This window comes from Burkholderia sp. Ap-955 (assembly GCF_011753045.1).
GTDB lineage: Bacteria > Pseudomonadota > Gammaproteobacteria > Burkholderiales > Burkholderiaceae > Burkholderia > Burkholderia lata_D.
Map to the genome: position 1 here is coordinate 136,929 of NZ_VWWH01000008.1, position 22,757 is coordinate 159,685.

Consider the following 22,757-nt stretch of genomic DNA (forward strand, 5'->3'; position numbering starts at 1 on the left):
CCTTCCGCCGAGGAAAGCACGCAGGTTAGCCGGATCGCGTACCCGCGGCTTGTACGATCTTGCGCCCTTGCGCCGACGCCTCCTCATCAGACATGGCACGCGATGCTGTCGCGGCCTCCTCCTCGCCCTTGCGCTCGACACTCCACGTATGGATCGGCCGATGCCCCGTCCGCTCCCATTCGGGCGGCATCCACAGGTGCTTCAGCCGCTGCAGGACGGGCCCGGGCGCGAACACGTCGCGCCACATGTCGACGAATTCGTGCAGGTTCAACACCATAAAGTTATACGAACGAATCTGCTGCGTGATCCCGTAGTCGACCGGCTCGGTTTCCTCGACATACGTGCCGAACAGGCGATCGAAGATGATCAGCACGCCGCCGTAGTTCTTGTCGATGTAACGCGGATTGCGGCCATGATGCGCGCGATGGTTCGACGGCGTATCGAACACGTACTCGAACCAGCGCGGCAGCCGCCCGATCGCTTCGGTATGCACGAAATACTGGTACGCGAGATCGACCGCGAGCAGGAACAGCACGACGGCGGGCGGGATGCCGAGCCACACCGGCGGCAGGTAGAACACGAACACGCCGACGAACGCGTTCAGCAGCGACTGCCGCATCGCCGTCGTGAAGTTCATCACTTCACCGCTGTGATGCGGCACGTGCGCGGCCCAGAACCAGCGCACGCGATGCGACGTGCGATGAAACCAGTAGTAGCAGAACTCCACGACGACGAAGATCGGCACGATCGTGAAGCCGTTCACCGGCACGTCGAACAGCCGGTGCCGGTAGACCCACGCGAAGATCGCACCCGTGAACACGAGCCCCATCACGGTCTCGGCCACCTGATAGCCGGCGCCGAGCGACAGGTTCGCGACGATCTCCTTCCAGCGAAACGGCTCGCGGCGGCCGCGCCCGGCCATCACCGCGTATTCGATCGCGAACGCGATCAGGAAGACCGGCGTCATGCCGATCAGCAGCACCTGCTTCCAGTCCACGTCGTTACCCAGGAACGCGTGGAGCCACGTCATCAACTCGGTCGGCATGTTCGCGGCCTCGATCAAGAACTGACCGGCAGTATGGTCGCGCACGGGTCGCCGCGCGTTGACACTTGCCGACGATTACTTGACACTTTCCGCCATGCCCGCCGCCTCCCCGCTATCGACGCAGCGCGTCTACTACTCGAGCACCTACGTGCGGCTGCTGTTCGACTATCTGTCCGAGCAGGGCAAGGATGCCGCGCGCGTGCTCGGCGAGGCGCGGCCGCCCGAGGACGATCGCGGGCTCACGCTGTACGCGAGTGCTCACTGGCGGCGCCTGCTCGAATGCGCGGTGCACGCGCTCGACGATCCGCTGCTCGGCCTGCACGTCGGCCAGCGAATCACGCCCGCCCATCTCGGTGCGCTCGGCTATGCGTTGCATGCGTGCCGCGATGCCGGCGCCGCGCTCGCGCGCTGGCAGCAATACGAACACCTGATCGCGAACGTCGCGCGCATGGAAGTGCGGGTCGAGGCGACGTCGGTCGCGATCGAATGGCATGACGCGCCGGAGCCGCTCGGCCCGCTCGTCGATGAAGTGGCGCTGACGGCCATCGTCCAGTTCGCACGCAACATCACCGGTACGCATCACGGGCCCGACGAGGTCTGTTTCGTGCACCCGTCACCCGGCGACGAACAACCGTACATCGACTATTTCGGCTGCCCGGTGCGATTCGGCCAGCCGGTGAACCGCCTGGCGTTCCCGCTGCACCTGCTCACGCAGCCGCTGCGCCAGCCGGACGACGCCCTGCTGCAGATGATGGAACGCCAGGCGAGCGCGCTGCTTGCCGAGCTGCGGCAGACGGACGATCTCGAACAGTCGGTGCGCGAAGCCGTCGCGCGCCTGTTGACGCAGGGCGAAGCGAGCCTCGAACAGATTGCCGCGGACCTGCATGTGTCGTCTCGCACGCTGCATCGACGCCTCGCCGAACTCGGGCTCAACTTCCGGCTGCTGCGCGAGGACACGCGACGGCGGCTCGCGATCGACCACCTGAACGATCCGCGGCTGACGCTCGCGGAAGTCGCCTGGCTGCTCGGCTATTCGGAACACAGCGCCTTTACGCGCGCCTTTCGGCGCTGGACCGGCGAATCGCCGCAGCAGTGGCGCAGCCGGCAACCGGCGCGGGCAGCGAACGTCGCGCGCGGCTGAGTGCAGCGCGCCAGCGAGCCGCCGACGAACTCGCGTCCGCCCGCGCGGTCGAACGAGCATCGCCGGAGAATCCCATGAAACGCGTTGCTGCTGTCGCTGTCCTGACCCTGCTGGCCGCCGTCAGCTTGCCGGCCGCCGCCGGTGCGCCGTCCGGCAGCGCCGAGCCGGCGCCCGTTCAAGCGCACGCAAAAAACTGCGTGCCGTCCCGCGACGCCACGCATGACGCCCGCGCGTCGTCGAAGGCGCCGCCCATCCGTGTATGCGTCAGCGATGCCAATACGCAACTGAACCTGCCGTGGTTCCTGACCGACGTGCTCACCGCGGTGGATACGCACCAGTCGGCCGGCGACCTGATGCGCAAGATGCGCAACGATTTCTGAATCGCGGCCCGCGCGACGCGCCGGCGCCGTATCGTTCACTCACCTTCAGACGCCTGCAGCACCTGCACGAACGTGCCGACCATGCCGGCCCACATCGCGGGGTCGGCAATGCTGCATAGCAGCGCGAGCAATTCCTTTCGTTCCCCTTTCGAAAGCGGACCATGTCCACTGCTGATGGTGTCGTAGCGTGACGTGCCGCGCGAGGCGAGCGCGCGGTCGAGCACGTAGTTACGGGTTTGCCCGTTCACGGCAATCTGGATCCACAGCGAACCGCCGTCGGCCGCGGCTGCGCCATCGGTCATGGTGACCGTGGGCGCGGTATTTTCTTCCATCCCGGCGCTCCCGCAAGACGTGCGACCGTATCGCGCGGCGGCCGATCGTGGGCCGCCGGCAGGTCGACGAAGACAGCATCCCGAAAGAATGTTTCCTGTCGAGACGCAATGACAAAACTACACCAATCGTTGAATAACGATATTTCACAATCTCTCGTCACATCTTATACTTGCCGCGCACCATCCTCGTGCCAAGAGACGGTGTTTTTTCGTCCCGGCCGCAAGACCATGCGGCCGGGGTTTTTTCGGTGTATTACGTCGATATACATGCGCTGCATGCACATGCTCGTAGCGGCCAGCCGCCGGAATGATTGGCCGATTGTGACGGGGCTGCCGCAGATGCCCGCCGCGGTCGCAGCATCGATCGCATTGCGATACCGGCACGCATCGTGCATGGCCAGAACCCGGCATGACGCATGCACGCCGTGGGTGTATCGACCGGTTCGACTCGCCTCTCCGTACACACAACACCAAAGGCGACCGCGGGAATGTCAGCGTTCACGCCAGGCTCGAAGGCCGTTTTTCAGCGCAGCGGCGCATGGCCGCGGGTTGCCTTTTTCGCCGCCGTAATCGTTTGCGTGCTCGTACCGGCATTTGCTATCGCGCCTGCCGACCGCTACGCGCGCGATACCGTCACCGAGCATGAACGCGTCATCGCGAACGACATCGTGGCCTCGGTGGACCGCATCCTGGACGGTGCGCGCCTGCGGCATGTGGACGAACTGACCGCGCTCGTCGGGCGGCCATGCCCGGCGGTATTCCGGACGCTCGCCGAGATAGGGACGCGCCTGCGCTATCTGCGCGCCGTCGCGCTGGTGCACGAGGGCCGTGTCATGTGCTCGTCGGCGCTGGGGGCGATCGACCTGCCGCTCGGCGCGTATACCCACGAGCCGGAACCGGGCTCGACGCTCGTCACGCTGCTGCGCCAGACGCCGTTCCAGCAAGGTATCCCGGTGTTGCCCGTGTTTTACGCGACCGCACCCGGCGCGGGTGTGCTCTACCTGATCGAAGGCGACTACGTGGCCGACGCGCTCGCGCACGGCGCCCGCTACGGAACGGAAACCGCGACGCTGTCGATCGCGGGTTCGGGCCATCTCGACCAGCACGGGAAGTTCACGCCGGAGTCGGCCACGGAACCCGCGGGCGGCAGCACGCTCGTGTCGCCCCGCTGGCCGTTCACGGTGCGGGTTGCCGCATCCACGCACTACGCGTCGCAGGTCCGGCAGCACTACCGGCTGATCGCCATCACGATCGTGCTGCTGGCGGACGGCCTCGTGATGGCGGCCTACCTGCTCGCGATGGCGCCGCGCCGACTGATGCTGAAGGCCGTGCGTAACGCACTCAGGCGCGACGAGCTCCATGTCGTGTACCAGCCGATCGTCGATGTCGAGACGCGCAGGACCGTCGGCGTCGAGGCGCTGCTGCGCTGGCACCACCCCAAGTGGGGGGCCATCAGCCCGGCCGTGTTCATCCCGCAGGTCGAATCGAGCGCGGTGCTGCCGAAAGTGACCGAATTCGTGCTGCGGACAGCCGTGGCGGAACTATCCGCGCTGACGCCGTGCATGCCGCTGCGTATCGCCGTCAACATCGCGCCGAAGGATCTCGAGCGCACGCGGTTCGTGTCCATCGTCGAGGAGGCGATCCGCGCGCTGCCGCCGGGCTTTACGCTGGTGCTCGAAGTGACCGAGCGCATCCTGCTCGAGAAGAATGCGCGGACCACCGCGATCTTCCATGCGCTGCGAGCGAAAGGCGCGAAGTTCGCGATCGACGATTTCGGCACGCATCACAGCAATCTCGACCTGCTGTCGCGCTTTCCGTTCGACTACGTGAAGATCGATCGCCAGTTCATCTCGCAACTGAACGGCGGTAACGCGGGGCTGATCGAGGGGATCGCGTCCGTTGCACATCACTACGACCTGAAGATCATCGCAGAAGGCGTGGAAACGGAAACGCAACACCGCGCACTGCATACGGTCGGGATTCAGTACGCGCAGGGTTACCTGTATCAGCGACCGCAGCGGGCGGAGCATTTGAAGCAGGATTGTGCGTGGGTGTCGGCGTAGCGGCATTGCCGCCGACGGCTACTTACTGTGCACCGTATTGACCGTCGAGGCGCACGCGGCCCTGCTCGACCCAGCCTTCGAAGTCCTCGCCGGTCTTGCCGTTCACGTACATGATGTTGTACCAGCGCCCGTGCGACTTGTAGACGGTCACCGAATCGCCGGGAATGATGAAGGTGCGCTTCGTCACGCATTGCGCATCGGGCGCCGAGTAGAAGTACGCGCGCCCCGCGCCGATGACCGTGCCTGAAGCCGGCGGCCGGAAGTTGTCGTCCGGGCCGCTCGTTGCGGTGTTGAGCTTTTCGCAGTCCACTGCGTTTTTAGCGTGCGCGCCGTTCGCGCCCAGGCACGTGCCGATCGCCAGCATCGCGATACCGATGCGCATCGTCATTTTCATCTGCATGATCCGTTCTTGACGTCGTATTGTCGTTTCGTTTTACCGGCTCTCTACCGGCATGTGCTCAATCCTGTGCGACCGTCGCCTGCTCGACCCCGGCCGCCTTCGGACGATGGCCAAGCCGCGCGGAAATCGCCTGCCCGGCTTCCTTCAGCAGCGCGACGTAATGCGCTTTCGTATCCGCGCCGCATCGCATCGTCGGGAACGACAGCGACAATCCCGCGATCACGCGATCGAAACGGTCGAACACGGGCACCGCGAGACACAGCAGGCCATCTTCCTGCTCCTCGTTGTCCTCGCCATAGCCCTGCTGCCGCACGTGCGGCAGGATGCTCATCACTGCTTCCGCCGACGCGAGCGTCTTCGCGGTCGACTTCCGGAACTCGACGCCGGCCAGCACCGCACGCGCCTCACCGGGCGCCATCCACGCGAGCAGCACCTTGCCGATCGCCGTACTGTACAGCGGATTGCGCCGGCCGATCCGCGACTGCATGCGCAGGCCGTAATCGGCGTCGATCTTGTGGATGTAGATGATCGCGTCCTCGTCGAACGCGCCGAGATGCACGGCTTCGCGCGTCAGCTGACCGATGCGGCGCATCTCGAGATCGGCTTCGCGCACGAGGTCCACGCTCTCCAGCGCCTTGCTGCCGAGTTCGAACAGCCGGATCGTCAGGCGATAGCGGTCGGTCTCGCCTTCCTGCGCGACGTAGCCGAGCGCCTTGAGCGTCTGCAGGAAACGATGCACCGTCGTCTTCGACATGCCGAGCTGCTGCGACAGTTCGCTGATGCCGATCTCGCGGCGTTCGCCGAGCGCGGCGAGGATCGTGAAGACCTTGCCGACGGCCGCAACCGAGTCGGCTTTCTCCGCGCTGCCGGCCGCGTGCGGATCGCCGGCCTCCGAATGGCCGGCCCGCGGATGGCCGCCCCCCACTTCCGGGTTCGCCTGATCGCGCTTGCGCTGTCTGGGCGTTACTGTCATGTCCGTGAATCCGTGAGATGCGAATCGGGAGAGCATAACGCGTTCGCCGTGCGGTACGGTCAACGCGCGAGCCACCCGCCGTCGACGGCAAGCGTATGACCGTGCACGTAGTCCGATGCGCGCGACGCAAGAAACACCACCGCGCCCGCGAGATCGTCCGGCACGCCCCAGCGGCCGGCCGGGATGCGGCCGAGGATTTCGTCGCTGCGCCGGCTGTCCTCGCGCAACTGCGCGGTGTTGTCGGTCTCCATGTAACCCGGCGCGATCGCATTCACGTTGATCCCGCGCGCGGCCCACTCGTTCGCGAGCAGGCGCGTGAGACCCAGTACGCCGCTTTTCGACGCCGTGTACGACGGCACGCGGATGCCGCCCTGGAACGACAGCATCGACGCAACGTTCACGATCTTGCCGCCGCGCCCCTGCCGCAGCATCTGGCGCGCGACCGCCTGCGACAGGAAGAACACGCTCTTCAGGTTCACGTCGATCACGGCGTCCCAGTCGGCTTCGGTGAATTCGAGCGCATCGCAGCGGCGAATCAGGCCCGCGTTGTTGACGAGGATGTCGACGTGACCGAACGCATCGACCGCGCCGCCGACGATCCGTTCGACCGGCTCGAGCGTCGACAGATCGGCACGCACGTCGACGAAGCGCCGCCCGGCCGCTGCGACGCGCGTCGACGTCTCGTCGGGCACCGACCGGTTTGCACCGACGATGTCGCACCCCGCCGACGCGAGCGCCACGGCCATCGCCGCGCCGAGCCCCGTGTTGCAGCCGGTGACGATCGCGACCTTGCCGGTCAGGTCGAACAGGCCGGCGAACGCGGCGCGCATATCGGCGGCAGGAAGATCGGGCGTATCGCGTTTCATGATGTCAGCGCAGCTCGGCCACGGCGATGTGATCCATGTCCTTGAACACCTGGTTCTCGCCGACCATCCCCCAGATGAACGTGTACGCCTGCGTGCCGACGCCCGAATGGATCGACCAGCTCGGCGAGATCACGGCCTGCTCGTTGTGCACGACCACGTGGCGCGTCTCCTGCGGTTCGCCGAGGAGGTGGAATACGGCCGCGTCGGCCGCGAGGTTGAAGTAGAAATACACCTCCATCCGCCGCGCGTGCGTATGGCATGGCATCGTGTTCCACAGGCTGCCGGGCTCGAGTTTCGTCATCCCCATCGACAGCTGGCAGGTGGGCAGCACGTCGGGCACGATGAACTTGTAGATCGTGCGGCGATTGCCCGTGGCCGCATCGCCGAGCGTTTCGGGCGACGCCTGCGCGAGCGTGATCGTGCGTGTCGGATGGGCCGTGTGTGCAGGTGCGCAGTTCAGGTAGAACTTCGCGGGATGCGCTCGATCGTCGCTGCCGAACACGACACCCTGCCCGCCTTGCCCGATGTAGATCGCCGCCTCGGTGCACACCGCGTGACGCTGCCCGTCGACTTCGACCCAGCCGGGCCCGCCGATGTTGATCGCGCCCATTTCGCGCCGTTCCAGCAGATGGCTCACGCCCATCGCGGCGCCGAGCGACGCCGGCACCTCGACCGGCCGCGTGGCCGGCCACGCGCCGCCGACGATGATGCGGTCGATATGGCTGTAGGTGAGCGACAGCGCGTCCGGCTCGAACACGTTCTCCACCAGGAAATGCCGGCGCAGGCCGGCCGTGTCGAGCGTTTTCGCGTGTTCGCTGTGGATGCCCTGCCGCACTTCCATGCCGGTTCTCCGAGGGGAATGGGCACGCCGCCGGCACCCGCGCCGACGCTCGCCCTGATGAAGATTGAAACACACATTCCTCAAATTCGGAACGTCGATCCGGATTTTTGATTCCCCGGTCGGGATCGATAAATTCCTTTTGGATCAATAGCATCGTGTCTTACGGGTATACGACTACCACCGATTTTCACAAAAACGGAACGGCATTCCGAATCATGTCCTATAGTCAGTCAGCAGACATCATTCGACAACGGGACGCATTGACGTCCACGGAGGAGACGTGAAGCTGAAACAGGCCATCGACCGCATCCCGGGCGGGCTCATGCTGGTCCCGATGCTGCTCGGCGCGTGCGTGCACACGTTCGCGCCGAACGCCGGGAAGTACTTCGGCTCGTTCACCAACGGCCTGATCGCGGGCACGGTGCCGATCCTCGCCGTCTGGTTTTTCTGCATGGGTGCGACGATCAACTTGCGCGCGACCGGCGTCGTGCTGCGCAAATCGGGCACGCTGCTCGCGACGAAGCTTGTGGTCGCATGGTTCGCGACCGTGATCGCCGCACAGTTCATCCCCGACGACGGCATCCGCACGGGCCTGTTCGCGGGCCTGTCGCTGCTCGCGATCACGACGTCGATGGACATGACCAACGGCGGCCTCTACGCGGCCGTGATGCAGCAATACGGCAGCAAGGAAGAGGCCGGCGCCTTCGTGCTGATGTCGATCGAATCGGGGCCGCTCGTCAGCATGCTGATTCTCGGCGCGGCCGGTGTCGCGGTGTTCGAGACGCGGCTGTTCGTCGGCGCGGTGCTGCCGTTCCTGATCGGCTTCACGCTCGGCAATCTCGACGAGGACCTGCGCGAGCTGTTCGGGCGCTGCGTGCATCCGCTGATCCCGTTCTTCGGCTTCGCGCTCGGCAACGGCATCGATCTCAACGTGATCGCGAAGAGCGGGCTGCCGGGCATCGCGCTCGGGCTCGCGGTGATCGTCGTGACAGGCGTGCCGCTGATGTTGGCTGACAGGTTTCTGGGCGGCGGCAACGGCACCGCCGGGCTTGCCGCGTCGTCGACGGCCGGCGCCGCGGTCGCGAACCCGGCGATCATCGGCGAGATGATTCCGAAGTTCAAGCCGATGGTGCCGGCCGCGACGGCGATCGTCGCGACCGCGTGCCTCCTGACGGCGATTCTCGTGCCGATATTGACGGCGATGTGGGCGAAGCGGGCGGCGAGGATGTCGGGGGCGTCGATGAGGGTTGCCACGCGTTCGTCGCCGGGACGGGCGATCGAGCACGAGGGGCATGTTTGAGGGATGCCGGTTCGAGTCTGGCCTCAGGCACCCGCTTCAAGTCAGTCAATGTTCGATGGTGTAAAAAGCCCGGCAAATCGATGAGTTTCCCGGGCTTTTTCGTTGGTCGGTGTTTGCGTGCTTTCCGTGGCGCGCTCACGCATCCGGACATTGATGCGCATCCGCCGCGAGACGCTTCAGTCGAACGTATGCACGACAGCGGACGCCTTGGTCGCGATCAGCCAGCTTCCTTCTACCTTATGCATGACGAAGTGATCGTTGAAGAGCTTGTTTCCGATTCGCACCCGCACGGTAGCCGTTGAAAGGCTGTCCGAGATATTCTCCGTCGACAGGATCGCTTCATCTCTCGGCGCGCCGGTCGCTCGAGGGCTCTGCCTCCCATGGATGAGTGCCGCATACTCCTGTGACGACAGGGTGCGCAACCGGCCTTCATCCACCCACTGAATCATGCAGCTCGGATGAAAGACCGCGTCGAAGTCACGGCTCTTCGGCTCATAAGCCAAATTGAAATAATCGTCGATCAAAGCGACGACGGCTTGGGTCTGGGTCATGGCTGGCTTCCCTCGGTAGTGAACGGCTCGTATAGTGAGCGATCGTCCCCGCCCTCGGCTACGGCGACCCGGTTATCGCTGCCATTACAGGAACACATGGATCATGGAAGACCTCGATGGGGGACTCGTCAGCGGCTTGCTGGTTCTCGCAGCCATCGCCGAATCCGGGAGCTTCGGCCGTGCCGCGTCTCGTCTGGGCAAGACTCAACCAGCGGTCAGTCGTGCGATCCAGCGACTGGAAGACCGCCTGCGCGCGAAGCTCGTGCATCGCACCAGCCGGCACGTCGAAGTGACGGACGCCGGCCATGATCTGTTGTCCAAGGTGCTGCCGTTACTCCAGGGGATTGAAGAGGCAACTGCCTGCGCCTCTGACCAGACCTCGATCGTCAACGGCACGCTCCGTGTGGCGTGCGATGCCGTGTTCGCTCGCCTGGTGCTGGCGCCGGAGCTGGCCCAGTTCATGAAGGATCACCCGGCGCTTCACGTGAAGCTGGAGACCCGGAACGACCTCCCGGACCTGATCAGCGATGGATTCGATCTCGCCATTCGATTTGGACCGCAAACCGTTTCGACCCTGGTCTGCCGCCGGCTGTACAGTCCGCGGGTTATGACCGTAGCCGCGCCGTCGTACCTGGAGCAACGCGGTCGACCGAGGTCGCCGCAGGATCTGGTCGACGATGGCCATGAATGCATCATGGCTATCGACCCGGCGACCGGCAGGCCCTTCGATTGGGAGTTTTGGCGTGGAAACGAGAAAGTGAAGGTGGCCGTCAGCGGGAAGCTGATGGTCACGGATGCAGGAACCAAGATCGGCGCCTGCCTTGCTGGCTACGGGATCGCTCAGGTGATCGACCTCGGGATCGACACTCATCTGCGGGCGGGCACGCTGGAGCCGGTGCTGACGGACTGGTGCGACGAGACGTTCCCGCTTTACGTCTACTATCCCAGCCGGAATCACGTGCCGGCCAAGGTACGGGCGTTCATCGACTTTGTTGTCGGGATGATGCCGGGGCTGCGGTCGAAAGGGGATGATGCTGGCGCTGGCCGGCGGCCGTCAGCGACGGTGCTCGAAACGCTGCGTCGTTTGCCATCCGCTTGATTCGCTCGTTACGTCGCGTCGCTTCGGATCGGCCGCACATGCTGATCCTGACAAACGCACGTAAAGCGTTTGCGATGCGGGTCGAACCAGGGCAGATTTTCGTCGCGCGGGAGATCCGCATCGACGACGATGCGCTCGAACTCTCCGTCAACGCATACGTGACGCAAAAGCCGTACGCGGTCGCCGCGCGCCGCTGGCTGCCCAAGCCTTCCCGTACAACGCACGCCGAATGGCGCGTCACGCAACGGCGCGCCGTCGCCTGATCGCGCGCCGAACTTCACGCGCTCGCCGAACCCGCGTTGGAGATGAACGCGACGCGCACGACGTACCGCGTTACCCGACGGGTATCGGGTATCCAGGTCGTGTGGAGACGGCGGCGAGTGAAGAGGGTCAGCAAGCCGGCGGATGATCGGGATCGGACCGGCAGGTGTCCCGATATGTATCGTCGACAGCGCGCAGAAATGCATTCCGTCCGCTCTCCAATGCCGTTGCGGTAGGCTCGTTCGGCGGTACGGGCATGATGCGGCCATCAGGCGACATCGAATATCCGAGATCGACATACACATCGTCCGGTGTGCGCTTCGATCCGATCCAGTAGCCGATCGTCACCGCATCGGCGATACCGGTCGCACCGTTGTAACCGACTTCGATTCGTTCGACCTTGAAAGCGCGCGGCCTCATTTTCTCCGCATAGGCCAGTACTTCGGCAACGGTTGCCCCATCTTTTGTCCGGTGCCGCTTGACTGCCTGTATCCAGGCTGCTTCCTGGGCTGCCGGCAGTATCTTCAGTTTCGGAGCGGCGAACAGCGTGCTCCCGCTTCCCCATAGACAAGCCGCGACAACAGCATGCACGGCACCACGTGCGACACGATCCATCGTGATTTTCATTGAACGACGCCTGGTTGGTTGAATCGACCCCGAATCTTACGATCATTGCCCGCGATACCGGGGCACGACATCGCGCACGCCATTCCGGCACGCCCCCCGCCCAAGCGCTAAAATCCGCCGCCTGAGCATCCACCACGAGCAAGTGTTTTGACGGCGTTCGAGCAGGGTTTCATCCTCACCCGCCACTGGCGGGACACCGCGTCCGGCATCGAGATCGAGTTCTGGCTGGCAACCGAACACGGTCCGCGCCGCGTACGGTTGCGCCCGCAGGAAGCCGTCGCGTTCATTCCGGCCGAGCAGCAAGCGCTCGCCGAACGCGCGCTGGCCGGCGAGCGCGAGGCCGAGTTGCGCCCGCTCGCGCTGCGCGACTTCCGGCAGCGTCCGGTCGTCGGCCTCTATTGCAAGCGCTATCGCCATCTGTCCGGGCTGCAGAAGCGTCTCGCGGCAGCCGGCGTCGACGTCTACGAAGCCGACGTGCAGCCGCCCGACCGCTACGCGATGGAGCGCTTCATCACCGCGTGCGTGCAATTTCGCGGGCAGCCCGGCCCCGACGGCACGCTGGCCAGCGCCGAGCTGAAAGCCGAGTCCGGCTATCGCCCGGCGCTGCGCTGCGTGTCGCTCGACATCGAAACCAGCGTGCACGGCGAGCTGTACTCGATCGCGCTCGAAGGCTGCGGGCAACGGCAGGTCTACATGCTCGGCCCGGCGAATGGGGACGGCAGTGACGAAGCAAATGCCATCGACTTCCGCCTCGACTACTGCGACAGCCGGCCCGCGATGCTTGCGCGGCTCAACGAATGGTTCGACGAACACGATCCCGATGCGGTGATCGGCTGGAACCTCGTGCAGTTCGACCTGCGCATCCTGCATGCCCATTCGGAGCAATACGGCATCCCGCTGAAGCTCGGCCGCGGCGGCAGCGTGCTCGACTGGCGCGCGCACGGCCAGCAGCCCGACCACTTCTTCGCGGGTGCGGCCGGCCGGCTGATCCTCGACGGTATCGACATGCTGAAATCCGCGACGTGGACATTCCCGTCGTTCAGCCTCGAATACGTGTCGCAGGCGCTGCTCGGCGAAGGCAAGTCGATCGACAACCCGTACCAGCGGATGGACGAAATCCAGCGCCGCTTCGATCACGACAAGCCGGCGCTCGCGCGCTACAACCTGAAGGACTGCGAGCTCGTCACGCGCATTTTCGACAAGGCCGACCTGCTGTCCTTCGCGCTCGAACGCGCGAGCGTGACGGGCCTCGCGGCCGATCGCACCGGCGGCTCGGTCGCGGCCTTCACGCACCTGTACCTGCCGCGCATGCACCGGCTCGGCTATGTCGCGCCGAACCTCGGCGACGTGACGGGGCAGAACAGCCCCGGCGGGTTCGTGATGGATTCGCGCCCCGGGCTGTACGACTCGGTGCTCGTGTTCGACTACAAGAGCCTCTATCCGTCGATCATCCGCACGTTCCTGATCGATCCGGTCGGGCTGATCGAAGGGCTCGCGAATCCCGGCGACGACGCGTCGGTGCCCGGCTTTCTCGGCGCACGTTTCTCGCGTACCGATCACTGCCTGCCCGATATCGTGCGCCGTGTATGGGAAGGCCGCGACGATGCGAAGCGGCAGCGCAACGCGCCGCTGTCGCAGGCGCTGAAGATCATCATGAATTCGTTCTACGGCGTGCTCGGCTCGACGGGCTGCCGCTTCTTCGACCCGCGCCTCGCGTCGTCGATCACGATGCGCGGGCACGAGATCATGCATCGCACGCGCGAGCTGATCGAAGCGCAGGGTTACGAAGTGATCTACGGCGATACCGATTCGACGTTCGTGTGGCTCGGCCGCGCGCACGACGACGACGAAGCCGGCACCAAGGGCCGCGCACTCGTCGAGCAGGTGAACCGCTGGTGGCAGACGCACCTGCGCGAGAACTTCGGGCTCGAGAGCGCGCTGGAGCTGCAGTATGAGCGGCACTACCGCCGTTTCCTGATGCCGACCGTGCGCGGCGCGGAAGAAGGCAGCAAGAAGCGCTATGCAGGTCTCGCGGCGGCGGCCGACGGTGGCGAGGACCTCGTCTTCAAAGGGCTCGAAACGGTGCGCACCGACTGGACGCCGCTCGCGCAGCAGTTCCAGCGCGAGTTGTACCGGCGCGTGTTCAGCCGTGAGCCGTACCAGGATTTCATCCGCGACACCGTGCGGCGCACGCTGGCCGGCGAATTCGACGACCAGCTCGTCTACCGCAAACGCGTGCGCCGGCCGCTGCGCGAGTACGAGCGCAACGTGCCGCCGCACGTGCGCGCGGCGCGGATCGCCGACGAGTTCAATCAGGCACAGGGCCGGCCGCTGCAGTATCAGCGCGGTGGCTGGATCAGCTACGTGATGACGACAGCCGGCCCCGAGCCGCTCGAAACGATGCGCTCGCCGATCGACTATGCGTTCTACCTGAGCCGCCAGCTTCAACCCGTCGCCGATGCGATCCTGCCGTTCCTGCGCGACGATTTCGAACGCGTGATCTCCGGGCAGGGGCAGTTGTTCCAGGAGTAGCCGCGCCCTGTCGGGCAAGGGAGACACGTCGGGCGCGGTTAAAATACCGCGCTGCTGCGCGTCCTGCCGCAGCCGAAGGAGAGTCATCATGACCGCACGTCGCGGAACAGCGGTCGCCATCGCGCCCGGCCACGAGGCAGCCAGCCTGTCGAAAGCCCAGAAAGCATTCAATACGCTCGTCCAGCAGATCGAGAAGCGGCGCGAGCGGCTCGGCGCGTGGGAAGCCGCGATGCCGGCCTTCCAGAAGAAATTCGTCGACGAGCTGTTGCCGCTCGAACAGACGTCGACCACGCTGCGGATCCGGTTGCTCAATCAGCTCGACGACGCGTATCTGCAGAAAGGCTTGAGCAAGGCCGAGCAGCACACCCTGTCCGGGATGATCGCCAACATGGCGCGCGACTTGCTCGACTTCAGCGACGACGCGCAGCTGAAGGCCATCCACGCCCGGCACAACGCCGCCGATCACGGCGACAACGCAGCAGCCGAGCCGGAGCCGGAACCGAAGTCGGAGTCGACGCCTGGCGTGGCAACGGAAGACGATCTCGACGCGCTGTCGCCCGAAGAACTCATGGCACGCATGCAGGCCGAACTGGACGCGCAGTTCGAGCGGGACATGGCCGAGCACGCGGCCCGCGAGGCACAGCGCGCCAAGCGCAAGAAAGCGCCCCGGCAATCGGCCGCGCTGGCCAAGCGTGAAGCCGAGCAGGCCGAAGCGAGCCGGTCGATCCGCGAGGTCTACCGGAAGCTGGCGAGCGCGCTGCACCCCGATCGCGAGACCGATCCCCAGGAACAGGAACGCAAGACCGTGTTGATGCAGCGGGTCAACCACGCTTACGCGAACGGCAAGCTCCTGCAACTGCTGGAGCTGCAACTGGAGATCGAACAGATCGACCGGCACGCGATCAACGGCCTCGGTGAAGACCGGCTCGCGCGCTACAACGGCATCCTGGAAGATCAGCTTCGCGAGCTGGACCAGGAGATCCAGGACGTCGAGACCGGATTCCGGCGGACTTACGGGATCGCGCCGTCGGTCAAGGTCGCGCCCGATACCATCATGCGCATGCTCACGCGCGACATCGCGGGCACGCAGCGCAGCATCCATGATCTGAACCTGACGCTGCGCGAGTTCGACGATCCGGCGAACGTCAAGGAATGGCTGAAGGACATGAAGCGCCAACAGGCATTCCCGCGTTTCGACGACTAGCATTGTCGGGCGGGCCTGCGCCTGCCCGCCGAGCATCGAGTGCGTAGCCGGTCTGACGGAACGGCTGCGTGCCCCACATCGATCGGCATTCCACGCGAATCAACCCACCCAAAACCGGGCACCAAGGACGCCGTATTTCACCCACTGTCACGGATTCAGGAACACAGCTGGACAGGAATCGGCATTTATCCGGCCGATCCGGGTTCCTAAACTTGTCTCGTCGGTTCAGCCAGCCGCCATCGCGCCGAACCGCAACGAAACCGTCTGAGGAAACCGTGAAATCCATCATCGTCACCATCGCCACCGTCGCCGCAACCGCTACCGCCCTCCTCGCCGCACCGACCGCTTCGTACGCGCAGTCGTCGCACTCGACGCTCACGCGTGCGCAGGTGCGCCAGGAATTGTTCGACCTCGAATCGGTCGGCTACGAGCCGATCGCCGGTGATGGCGACAACTATCCGGGCGACATCGTCGCCGCGCAGGAACGCCTGGCCGCCAAGCGGCTGGCCGAGCGCAAGAGCGCCGAGGCCGCCTACGGGTCGAACGGTGCGCCTGGCACGGATTCGGGCGCGCCGGCGGTTGCGGTGGTGAAGCCGTAACGCTGTAACGCCGTAACGCACGGCCACGCATCGACGCAGGCGAGCGGCCACGACACCCGGCCGCCGCGCTGCGTCGCGGTCGCCCGCTCGGGCGAACCGCCGCTTCGCTTCACGCCCGGTGCCCCGAGATCGGCCCCGCTTCGCCGGTCAGGTTGAAGATGCTGTCGATCCACGCCAGAAACGTGGAGAACGTGAAATCCGACCACTGCTGCGTGCGGAACGCCTTCATCACCGGCGTGTCGGCCGGGTCCTGCTGGTTCAGCAGGTTGTCGACGAAGGTGCCGATATCCGCGTCGACGCCGTGCTCGTGGATCCCCGACCCGGTAAAGCTGACCGCCGTCACCTGGTGGTTGGCGATGAAGTCGTTGCGCGACCACGGCATGAAGTAGCCGAAGTTCGGCAACGGGTTCAGCGTCTGCTTCAGCCCGTCCAGCTCCTGGGCGAACATCGCGAGCGACAGCGAATCCTTCGTCGCGTCGTCGGGCGCAGCGATCACGGCCGGCACGAACGCGCGATAGTGATACGCGGCGATAATCTTGTCGCGCTGGTAGCTCGAGAAGCCGAAGCGGTCGTGCGGGAATGTCGCCGACAGCGCCGCATACGCGCTCCCCATGTTGCCCGGATCGAAATGGCTGGTCAGCCGGCTGTTCACGGTAATCATCCCGTCGGGGCCCGTCATCCCCCACTCGGTGCGCACGCGGTCGTACAGGCCGACCGACGGATGGGTGGCCGCGTCCGCACCGAACGGCGTGTTGAACACGGTACCGGCGTCGTCGAGCAGCGAACTATGCGCCTGCGGCTGCAACGTGTTGCGCAGCGTCGCGTAGTTCGCGAGCGTGCCGTAGCCGCCCGCGCTCATCCCGTACACGAGCAGCCGGTTCGGCTTGCCGAAGCCGTGCGACGTCAGCCACTGCGCGACGGCCTGGATGTTCTTCAGCCCGCTGTAGTGCTGCAGCCGCCAGTCGCCGCTCGGCGACGTGTAGTTGCGCACCGCGCTGCCCATGTGGATATCTCCGGTGCAATAGGGCACGAAAACCTGTGTCCACTGCTGCGTCTCGACCTTCGGTTCGCCGACGAGAATATGCGCGAGATCCATCCGCGTGAGCAGCGGCGACAGGAACGACGACAACAGGCTCTGGTTCGCGGTGCCGTTCATGTAGTTGTGCGGGATGCCGTCCGGGTTGAAGCCGCCGAGGCCGGCCTCGGCGCCGGTCGACGTCTGCGTGCAGGTGCCGTAGTCCCAGCACGCGCCGCCCGGCTCCATCATGTACAGCAGGTTGTCCGACTGCGCGCGATTGATGTAGAAGCGCATCGGCGTGCCGTTGCCGCACGATGCACCGGTGCTCTCCGGCAATGTCACTTCGTACCACGAATAATACGGAATCGATGGATCCGGCATCGTCGTATCGGCGGCGTGGCCGTTCAGTGCCGCGCAACCGAGCAGCGTGGCAACGGCCGCGCGCAGCAGGCTTCGTGCTGTGGACATCTCCCCCTCCTTGTCGATGGGCATGGCGCGGCCGCCGGGCTCGATCCCGGCGTCGCGGATTCGGCGCTCAGTGCACGCCGGACGATAAAGCGCCGTCGAACAGCTGGACACGCAACGCCTGCAGGCGCTGCGCGATGACGGCTTGTTGCTGATCGGGATCGGGAATGCTCGCCTGAACCTGCCGGACGACGTCGCGGCTCTGCTGTTCGTACGAGAGATAGCGCGGGTCCTGCGCCGGCGACGGGCCGACCGTCTGCTGCGCAAAGGTGTCCCATTGCGCACGCATCGACCGGATCGCCGCGCTGCGCGTCGCGGGATCGGCTTCGGTGTCGGTGAGCAGCGCCGCGCTCAGCGCCTCGGCCTGCACCGGCACGATCTCGTTGCGCGCGACATGGTCGGGGAGTTCGTCGAGAATCCGGCGCGCGAGCGCGGCGCGCTCGGCTTGCGGCATGCTGTTGCGGCGATTCCCATACGCGGCAACCTCGTCGCGAAAGCGCGCGAACGCGACGATGCGATTCACTTCGGCATCCGCATCGGGGCGCCCCGCAAGGCTGCGGCGCAGCGCGTCGACGTCGAGCCGCCGCTCCTCCGAGCCGGGCGTCGCGGTGCCGGTGCCGAACGTATCGGCCGCGCCTGGCTGCGCGCTCGCCGTCGTGGTCGTTGCGTCGGACGACGCGGCTTGCGCCGGCGTCGCCGCTTCATATCGCCAGACTGCAACGACGGTCACGCCGATCGCGGCGATCGCGCCCGTGCGCCGCCAGAGTGCCCTGTTCTTCTTCACGTCGCCTCCTCGTCACGTCATGCCGTTCTTCGCCGGTGCATCCGCGAGTAGGTTCTAGGTCGAATCCGGCATCCCGTCAAAAGCGGCACTAGAACGCCGGCACTAAACCTGCTCGCGGCGGCCACGTTCCCAAGACGTTTGAAACGCATTTCGTGGTCGTTCGGCCAAGCGCGCCCTGTCGCGCGCCACGCCCGTCCGGCGGCGGTTCGAGCCAACACTCGCCATGTGCGTCGCGACACCAAGCAAGCAGTGATCCAGCCGCGCCCAGCACGCGGGCCATGCATCGGCGTGGCCGATACGGATGGCCGGATAAGACCCGTCGAACGACCCGCTGAGCGCTTGGTCGTCATTTTGGCCAGCCCTATGCTGGTTTCCGACACGCGCCGAACGGTCGGCGCGACGCCCACCCCACCCAGCCGAGCCCGTTCCATGAGCCGTGCAGACCTTCCGCATCGTGCACCCGCCGCCGTCCACGACTATCCGACCTATCGCGACGCGCTCGCGGGCCGCCGGCTACCTGCCGCATTCGTCGACCTCGACTGCCTCGACGCGAATCTCGCCGACCTGAAGCGCCGCGCACGCGGCCTGCCGATCCGGCTCGCGACGAAGTCGGTGCGCTCGCGCGAACTGATCGGCGCGGTGCTCGCCGCCGGCCCGTTCATGCAGGGGCTGCTGTGCTACTCGGCCGCGGAAGCGGCGTGGCTCGCGGACGGCGGGTTCGACGACATCGTCGTCGCGTATCCGACCGTCGAGCCCGACGACCTGCGCGCGGTGGCCGCGCAGCTCAGGCGCGGCCGCTCGATCACGCTGATGGTCGACGACATAGCGCAGGTCGACGCGATCGACCGCGTCGCCCACGATGAACGCGTGACGATCCCGCTCGCGATCGATCTCGACATGTCGTCCGCGTATCCGGGCCTGTACTTCGGCATGTACCGCTCGCCGGTGCGCGACGCGGCCGGCGCACTCGCGCTCGCGAACCGCATCGCCGAGCGACAGCACGTGCGGCTCGACGGGTTGATGGGCTATGAAGGACAGATCGCCGGCGTGGCCGACACGGAGCCTGGCGGCGGCGCACGCAACGCGCTCGTGCGTCACCTGAAGCGCCGCTCGGCGCGCGAGATCAACGCGCGCCGCCAGGCGGCCGTGCAGGCGCTCGCGGCGGCAGGCCACACGTTGCGCTTCGTGAACGGCGGCGGCACCGGCAGTATCGAGAGCACGCTCGGCGACGCGTCGGTCACCGAGCTTGCGGCCGGCTCCGGCCTCTACGCGCCGGCGCTGTTCGATCACTACGCGGCGTTTCATGCGCAGCCGGCCGCCGGTTTCGCGCTGCCGGTCGTGCGGATTCCGCGGCCGGGCATCGTGACCTGCTCGGGCGGCGGCTATATCGCATCGGGCCCGGCCGGCAAGAGCCGCCTGCCGCGGCCGTGGCTGCCGGCCGGCTGCACGCTGATCGACAACGAAGGCGCGGGCGAAGTGCAGACGCCCGTGCGCGTGCCGCGCGGTGTCGCGCCTGCGATCGGCGATCCGATCCTGTTCCGCCATGCGAAGGCCGGCGAACTGTGCGAGCGCTTCAACACGCTGCTGCTGATCCGCGGCAGCCGCGTGGTCGGCGAGGCGCCCACCTATCGCGGCGAAGGCAAGAGCTTTTTCTAGCGGGCCGCGCGGCCCGTCGTTCAAACCGATCAAACCGGTCAACCCGTTCAACCTGTTCAAACGACAACCACGGAGACAATGCCATGTGGCGCAACTGGTCGGGATATGTCTGCAGTCCTGATGCAACCGTGTCGACGCCTGCGTCGCCCGCCGGGCTCGCGGCCGTGCTGCACGACGCGGCGGCCGCCGGCGCCACCGTGCGCGCGGCCGGCGCCGGTCATTCGTTCTCGCCGCTCGTGCAGACCGACGACGTGATCCTGTCGCTCGACGCGATGCAGGGTGTGATCGACGTCGACCGCGACCGGCGCGTCGCGCGCGTGCATGCCGGCACCCGGCTGTGGGCATTGGGCCCGGCGCTCGCCGCGCATGGCCTCGCGATGGAGAACCTCGGCGACATCAACGTGCAGTCGATCGCCGGCGCGACCAGCACCGGCACGCACGGCACCGGCATCACGCTCGGCAACCTGTCGACGCAGATCGACAGCCTGACCTTCATGTGCGCGGACGGCAGCGAGATCCGTGCGAGCGCCGACACGCATCCCGACCTGTTCGCCGGCGGCCGGATCGGGCTCGGCGCGCTCGGCGTGCTGACGGAGATCGGCCTGCGCCTCGTGCCCGCGTTCAAGCTGCGCCTCGAGCGCGGTGGCATGCGGCTCGACGATTGCCTCGCGCAAGCGGACGCGCTGATCGCGAAGCACCGCTCGTTCGAGTTCTACTGGTTCCCGCATACGGACACCGTGCTGACCAAGGCGTGGGACATGACCGACGAGCCGGCCGACGCGGTGCACTGGGCGAGCCGTGCGTCCGAGTCGTTCCTCGAGAACACGGTGTTCGGCGCGCTGTGCGGGCTCGGCCGGCGCGTGCCGTCGCTGTGCCCGGCGCTGAGCCGGCTGTGCGCATCGACGGTGTCGGCCGGCCGCCACGTGGATGCGAGCTACGCGATGCTGTCGACGGTGCGCCGCGTGCGCTTCAACGAAATGGAATGGTCGGTGCCGGCCGAGCGCGGCGCCGATGCGCTGCGCGAGATCCGCGCGTTCATCGCGCGCCGCAGCTTCCCGCTGATGTTCCCGCTCGAATACCGCTGGGTGCGCGGCGACGACATCTGGCTGAGCCCCGACTACGGCCGCGACAGCGTGCGCATCTCGGTGCACCAGTATCGCGGGATGCCGTTCGACGCGTACTTCTCGGGCGTGCAGGCGATCTGCCGCAATCACGGCGGGCGGCCGCACTGGGGCAAGGTGCATGCGATGAAGGCCGTCGAGCTTGCGGCGTGCTATCCGCACTGGGACGATTTCCTCGCGCTGCGCGAACGGATGGACCCGCATGGCCGCTTCCTGACGCCGTACCTGCGCACGCTGTTCGGCCTGCCGCAACACGCAGGCGCAAGCGTCGCTTCAACCGCACGCGCCACGCCGGCCCGCCGAGGGACACACCCGATGCACGAAACGGCCGGCATCGCACACGATCGACCGCGATCCAACCAGGAGGCTTCATGAGCACCGCCACCCTGCATGCCGCCGCGCAGTCGCGCCCCGATCCGTCGACCGGCGCCGTCGTCCGCCTTGCGCTCGCGTTCGCGGCGGCCACCAACGGCCTGATCCTGTCGCCGTTCCTCGTCGCGGCCGTGATGACGCGCTTCCGGCTCGACGAAGGCACCGCGACCGCGCTCGTCAGCGCCGAGATCCTCGGCATCGCGATCAGTTGCGCACTGCTGTCGCACCGGATCGCGCGCGCCGCGCGGCCGTTCACGCTGGCCGGCCTGGTCGGCACGATCGCCGGACAGGCGCTCAGCGCGGTCGCGCCCGGCATCGCGTCCGCGGCGCTCGCGCGCGGGATGACGGGGCTGTTCGAAGGGATGCTGTTCGTCGTCGTCGCGTCCGGCGTGTCGCAGCGCGCGTCGACCGACCGCCTGTGGGGGCAAATCAACCTGCTCGCGGGCGTCATCAACGGCGGCATCCTCGTGCTGATCTCCACCTTGCCGGCCGGCTGGCTCGGGCACTGGGTGTTCGCGCTGCTGGCGGCCGTCGTCGCCGTGCTGGCGCCCGCGATCCGCGGCATCGGCGCGTTCGCGAGCGCACCCGCGCAGACCCACGTGCGCGCCGGCACGCTGCCGTGGCGGCCGGTGATCGCGATCTGGGTCGTGACGGCACTGGTGTATGGCGTGCAGGCGTCGCAATGGGCGATCGCCGGCTTCGTCGGCGAGCGTGCCGGGCTGTCGCCGACGACGATCGGCGTGCTGCTGTCGGTGTCGTCGCTGCTCGGCTTCGTCGGCGCGGCGATTCCGTCGCATCCGGCCAGCCACCCGCACCGCCTCGCGCTGATCTGGGCCGCGCAGCTCGCGATGATCGCGTCGATCGAATGGTTCTTCAGCGCGCGCGGCGGCAGCGCGTACTTCCTGAGCCAGTTCGTGCTGAACAGCGCGTTCTTCGTGATCGTGCCGTTCCTCACCGGGATGCTGTCCGACGTCGACCCGGACGGCTCGCTGGTCGCGCGCACGCTCGTCGTCACGTTTTTCGCGGCGGGCATCGGCACCGCGCTGTCGGGTGCGCTGCTCGGCCGCTTCGGCGGCTCGCGCGTCGCCCACGTGCTGTGCGTGGCCGTGCTGGCGGCCGCCCCGTTC

At 66.5% G+C, this 22,757-nt stretch carries 22 protein-coding genes; 12 read left to right on the top strand and 10 right to left on the bottom strand.

The genetic code is table 11. From position 1 onward, the window contains the following. Positions 1–25: 25 nt before the first annotated feature. A complete protein-coding gene (locus F3J15_RS07525) occupies positions 26–1,045 on the bottom strand; it encodes a sterol desaturase family protein (RefSeq protein ID WP_166889488.1) in 1,020 nt (339 codons plus the stop codon). A 94-nt stretch (positions 1,046–1,139) separates the two neighbouring features. Here F3J15_RS07525 and F3J15_RS07530 point away from each other — a divergent pair, with 94 nt between their 5' ends. Beyond that, positions 1,140–2,186, top strand: coding sequence for an AraC family transcriptional regulator (locus tag F3J15_RS07530; RefSeq protein WP_069250510.1), 1,047 nt, complete (start codon positions 1,140–1,142; stop codon positions 2,184–2,186). 74 nt (positions 2,187–2,260) lie between these two features. Further along, positions 2,261–2,566: a hypothetical protein gene (locus F3J15_RS07535; RefSeq protein ID WP_166889425.1), complete on the top strand. Its 306-nt coding sequence runs from the start codon at positions 2,261–2,263 to the stop codon at positions 2,564–2,566. A gap of 35 nt (positions 2,567–2,601) precedes the next feature. On the opposite strand, the gene F3J15_RS07540 is transcribed toward F3J15_RS07535, so the two are convergent. Next, on the bottom strand, positions 2,602–2,898 hold the full coding sequence (locus F3J15_RS07540) for a hypothetical protein (RefSeq protein WP_166889428.1): 297 nt from the start codon (positions 2,896–2,898) through the stop codon (positions 2,602–2,604). Between the two features lie 488 nt (positions 2,899–3,386). On the opposite strand from F3J15_RS07540, the gene F3J15_RS07545 reads away from it, so the two are divergent. Beyond that, on the top strand, positions 3,387–4,961 hold the full coding sequence (locus F3J15_RS07545) for an EAL domain-containing protein (protein ID WP_166889431.1): 1,575 nt from the start codon (positions 3,387–3,389) through the stop codon (positions 4,959–4,961). 22 nt (positions 4,962–4,983) lie between these two features. Here the strand turns inward: F3J15_RS07545 and F3J15_RS07550 are convergent, their stop codons facing one another. The 4 genes from F3J15_RS07550 to kduI form a co-directional block, all read right to left on the bottom strand. Further along, positions 4,984–5,349: a hypothetical protein gene (locus F3J15_RS07550; protein WP_240158647.1), complete on the bottom strand. Its 366-nt coding sequence runs from the start codon at positions 5,347–5,349 to the stop codon at positions 4,984–4,986. Between the two features lie 70 nt (positions 5,350–5,419). Then, on the bottom strand, positions 5,420–6,334 hold the full coding sequence (gene kdgR, locus F3J15_RS07555; protein WP_205190722.1) for a DNA-binding transcriptional regulator KdgR: 915 nt from the start codon (positions 6,332–6,334) through the stop codon (positions 5,420–5,422). A gap of 59 nt (positions 6,335–6,393) precedes the next feature. Then, positions 6,394–7,200, bottom strand: a complete 807-nt coding sequence (kduD, locus tag F3J15_RS07560; RefSeq protein ID WP_166889437.1) for a 2-dehydro-3-deoxy-D-gluconate 5-dehydrogenase KduD — start codon at positions 7,198–7,200, stop codon at positions 6,394–6,396. Between the two features lie 4 nt (positions 7,201–7,204). Next, positions 7,205–8,041, bottom strand: a complete 837-nt coding sequence (gene kduI, locus F3J15_RS07565; RefSeq protein WP_166889440.1) for a 5-dehydro-4-deoxy-D-glucuronate isomerase — start codon at positions 8,039–8,041, stop codon at positions 7,205–7,207. A 280-nt stretch (positions 8,042–8,321) separates the two neighbouring features. Between kduI and kdgT the strand changes: the two genes are divergently transcribed. Further along, on the top strand, positions 8,322–9,341 hold the full coding sequence (kdgT, locus tag F3J15_RS07570; protein WP_166889443.1) for a 2-keto-3-deoxygluconate transporter: 1,020 nt from the start codon (positions 8,322–8,324) through the stop codon (positions 9,339–9,341). Positions 9,342–9,517: 176 nt separating this feature from the next. Here the strand turns inward: kdgT and F3J15_RS07575 are convergent, their stop codons facing one another. Continuing rightward, the gene (locus tag F3J15_RS07575; RefSeq protein WP_069250503.1) at positions 9,518–9,892 is read right to left on the bottom strand and encodes a nuclear transport factor 2 family protein; all 375 of its coding nucleotides are present in this window, start codon (positions 9,890–9,892) and stop codon (positions 9,518–9,520) included. A gap of 103 nt (positions 9,893–9,995) precedes the next feature. Here F3J15_RS07575 and F3J15_RS07580 point away from each other — a divergent pair, with 103 nt between their 5' ends. Further along, positions 9,996–10,991, top strand: coding sequence for a LysR family transcriptional regulator (locus tag F3J15_RS07580; RefSeq protein ID WP_166889446.1), 996 nt, complete (start codon positions 9,996–9,998; stop codon positions 10,989–10,991). Positions 10,992–11,029: 38 nt separating this feature from the next. Then, entirely contained in the window at positions 11,030–11,254 is a 225-nt protein-coding gene (locus tag F3J15_RS07585; RefSeq protein ID WP_069250501.1) for a hypothetical protein, read from the top strand. Between the two features lie 127 nt (positions 11,255–11,381). On the opposite strand, the gene F3J15_RS07590 is transcribed toward F3J15_RS07585, so the two are convergent. Then, the gene (locus F3J15_RS07590) at positions 11,382–11,879 is read right to left on the bottom strand and encodes a hypothetical protein (protein WP_156814596.1); all 498 of its coding nucleotides are present in this window, start codon (positions 11,877–11,879) and stop codon (positions 11,382–11,384) included. Positions 11,880–12,026: 147 nt separating this feature from the next. On the opposite strand from F3J15_RS07590, the gene F3J15_RS07595 reads away from it, so the two are divergent. The 3 genes from F3J15_RS07595 to F3J15_RS07605 all read left to right on the top strand — a co-directional run bounded on the left by F3J15_RS07595 (position 12,027) and on the right by F3J15_RS07605 (position 16,214). Further along, positions 12,027–14,411: a DNA polymerase II gene (locus F3J15_RS07595; RefSeq protein ID WP_166889449.1), complete on the top strand. Its 2,385-nt coding sequence runs from the start codon at positions 12,027–12,029 to the stop codon at positions 14,409–14,411. An 88-nt stretch (positions 14,412–14,499) separates the two neighbouring features. After that, on the top strand, positions 14,500–15,615 hold the full coding sequence (locus F3J15_RS07600; RefSeq protein WP_166889452.1) for a J domain-containing protein: 1,116 nt from the start codon (positions 14,500–14,502) through the stop codon (positions 15,613–15,615). 275 nt (positions 15,616–15,890) lie between these two features. Then, entirely contained in the window at positions 15,891–16,214 is a 324-nt protein-coding gene (locus F3J15_RS07605) for a DUF4148 domain-containing protein (RefSeq protein WP_166889455.1), read from the top strand. Between the two features lie 109 nt (positions 16,215–16,323). On the opposite strand, the gene F3J15_RS07610 is transcribed toward F3J15_RS07605, so the two are convergent. After that, positions 16,324–17,700 (bottom strand): pectin acetylesterase-family hydrolase, encoded by a 1,377-nt coding sequence (locus tag F3J15_RS07610; RefSeq protein WP_166889458.1) that lies wholly within the window; start codon positions 17,698–17,700, stop codon positions 16,324–16,326. A gap of 67 nt (positions 17,701–17,767) precedes the next feature. After that, positions 17,768–18,481, bottom strand: a complete 714-nt coding sequence (plcR, locus tag F3J15_RS07615; RefSeq protein WP_166889461.1) for a phospholipase C accessory protein PlcR — start codon at positions 18,479–18,481, stop codon at positions 17,768–17,770. Positions 18,482–18,910: 429 nt separating this feature from the next. Here plcR and F3J15_RS07620 point away from each other — a divergent pair, with 429 nt between their 5' ends. The 3 genes from F3J15_RS07620 to F3J15_RS07630 all read left to right on the top strand — a co-directional run. Further along, positions 18,911–20,137 carry an amino acid deaminase/aldolase gene (locus tag F3J15_RS07620; protein ID WP_166889464.1) on the top strand — a complete coding sequence of 409 codons (1,227 nt, stop codon included), beginning with the start codon at positions 18,911–18,913 and terminating at the stop codon, positions 20,135–20,137. Between the two features lie 83 nt (positions 20,138–20,220). Next, positions 20,221–21,633: a D-arabinono-1,4-lactone oxidase gene (locus F3J15_RS07625; protein WP_166889465.1), complete on the top strand. Its 1,413-nt coding sequence runs from the start codon at positions 20,221–20,223 to the stop codon at positions 21,631–21,633. Further along, positions 21,630–22,757 (top strand): MFS transporter (locus F3J15_RS07630; RefSeq protein WP_166889468.1); only part of this gene is annotated, 1,128 nt, incomplete at its 3' end. The genes F3J15_RS07625 and F3J15_RS07630, both read left to right, overlap by 4 nt.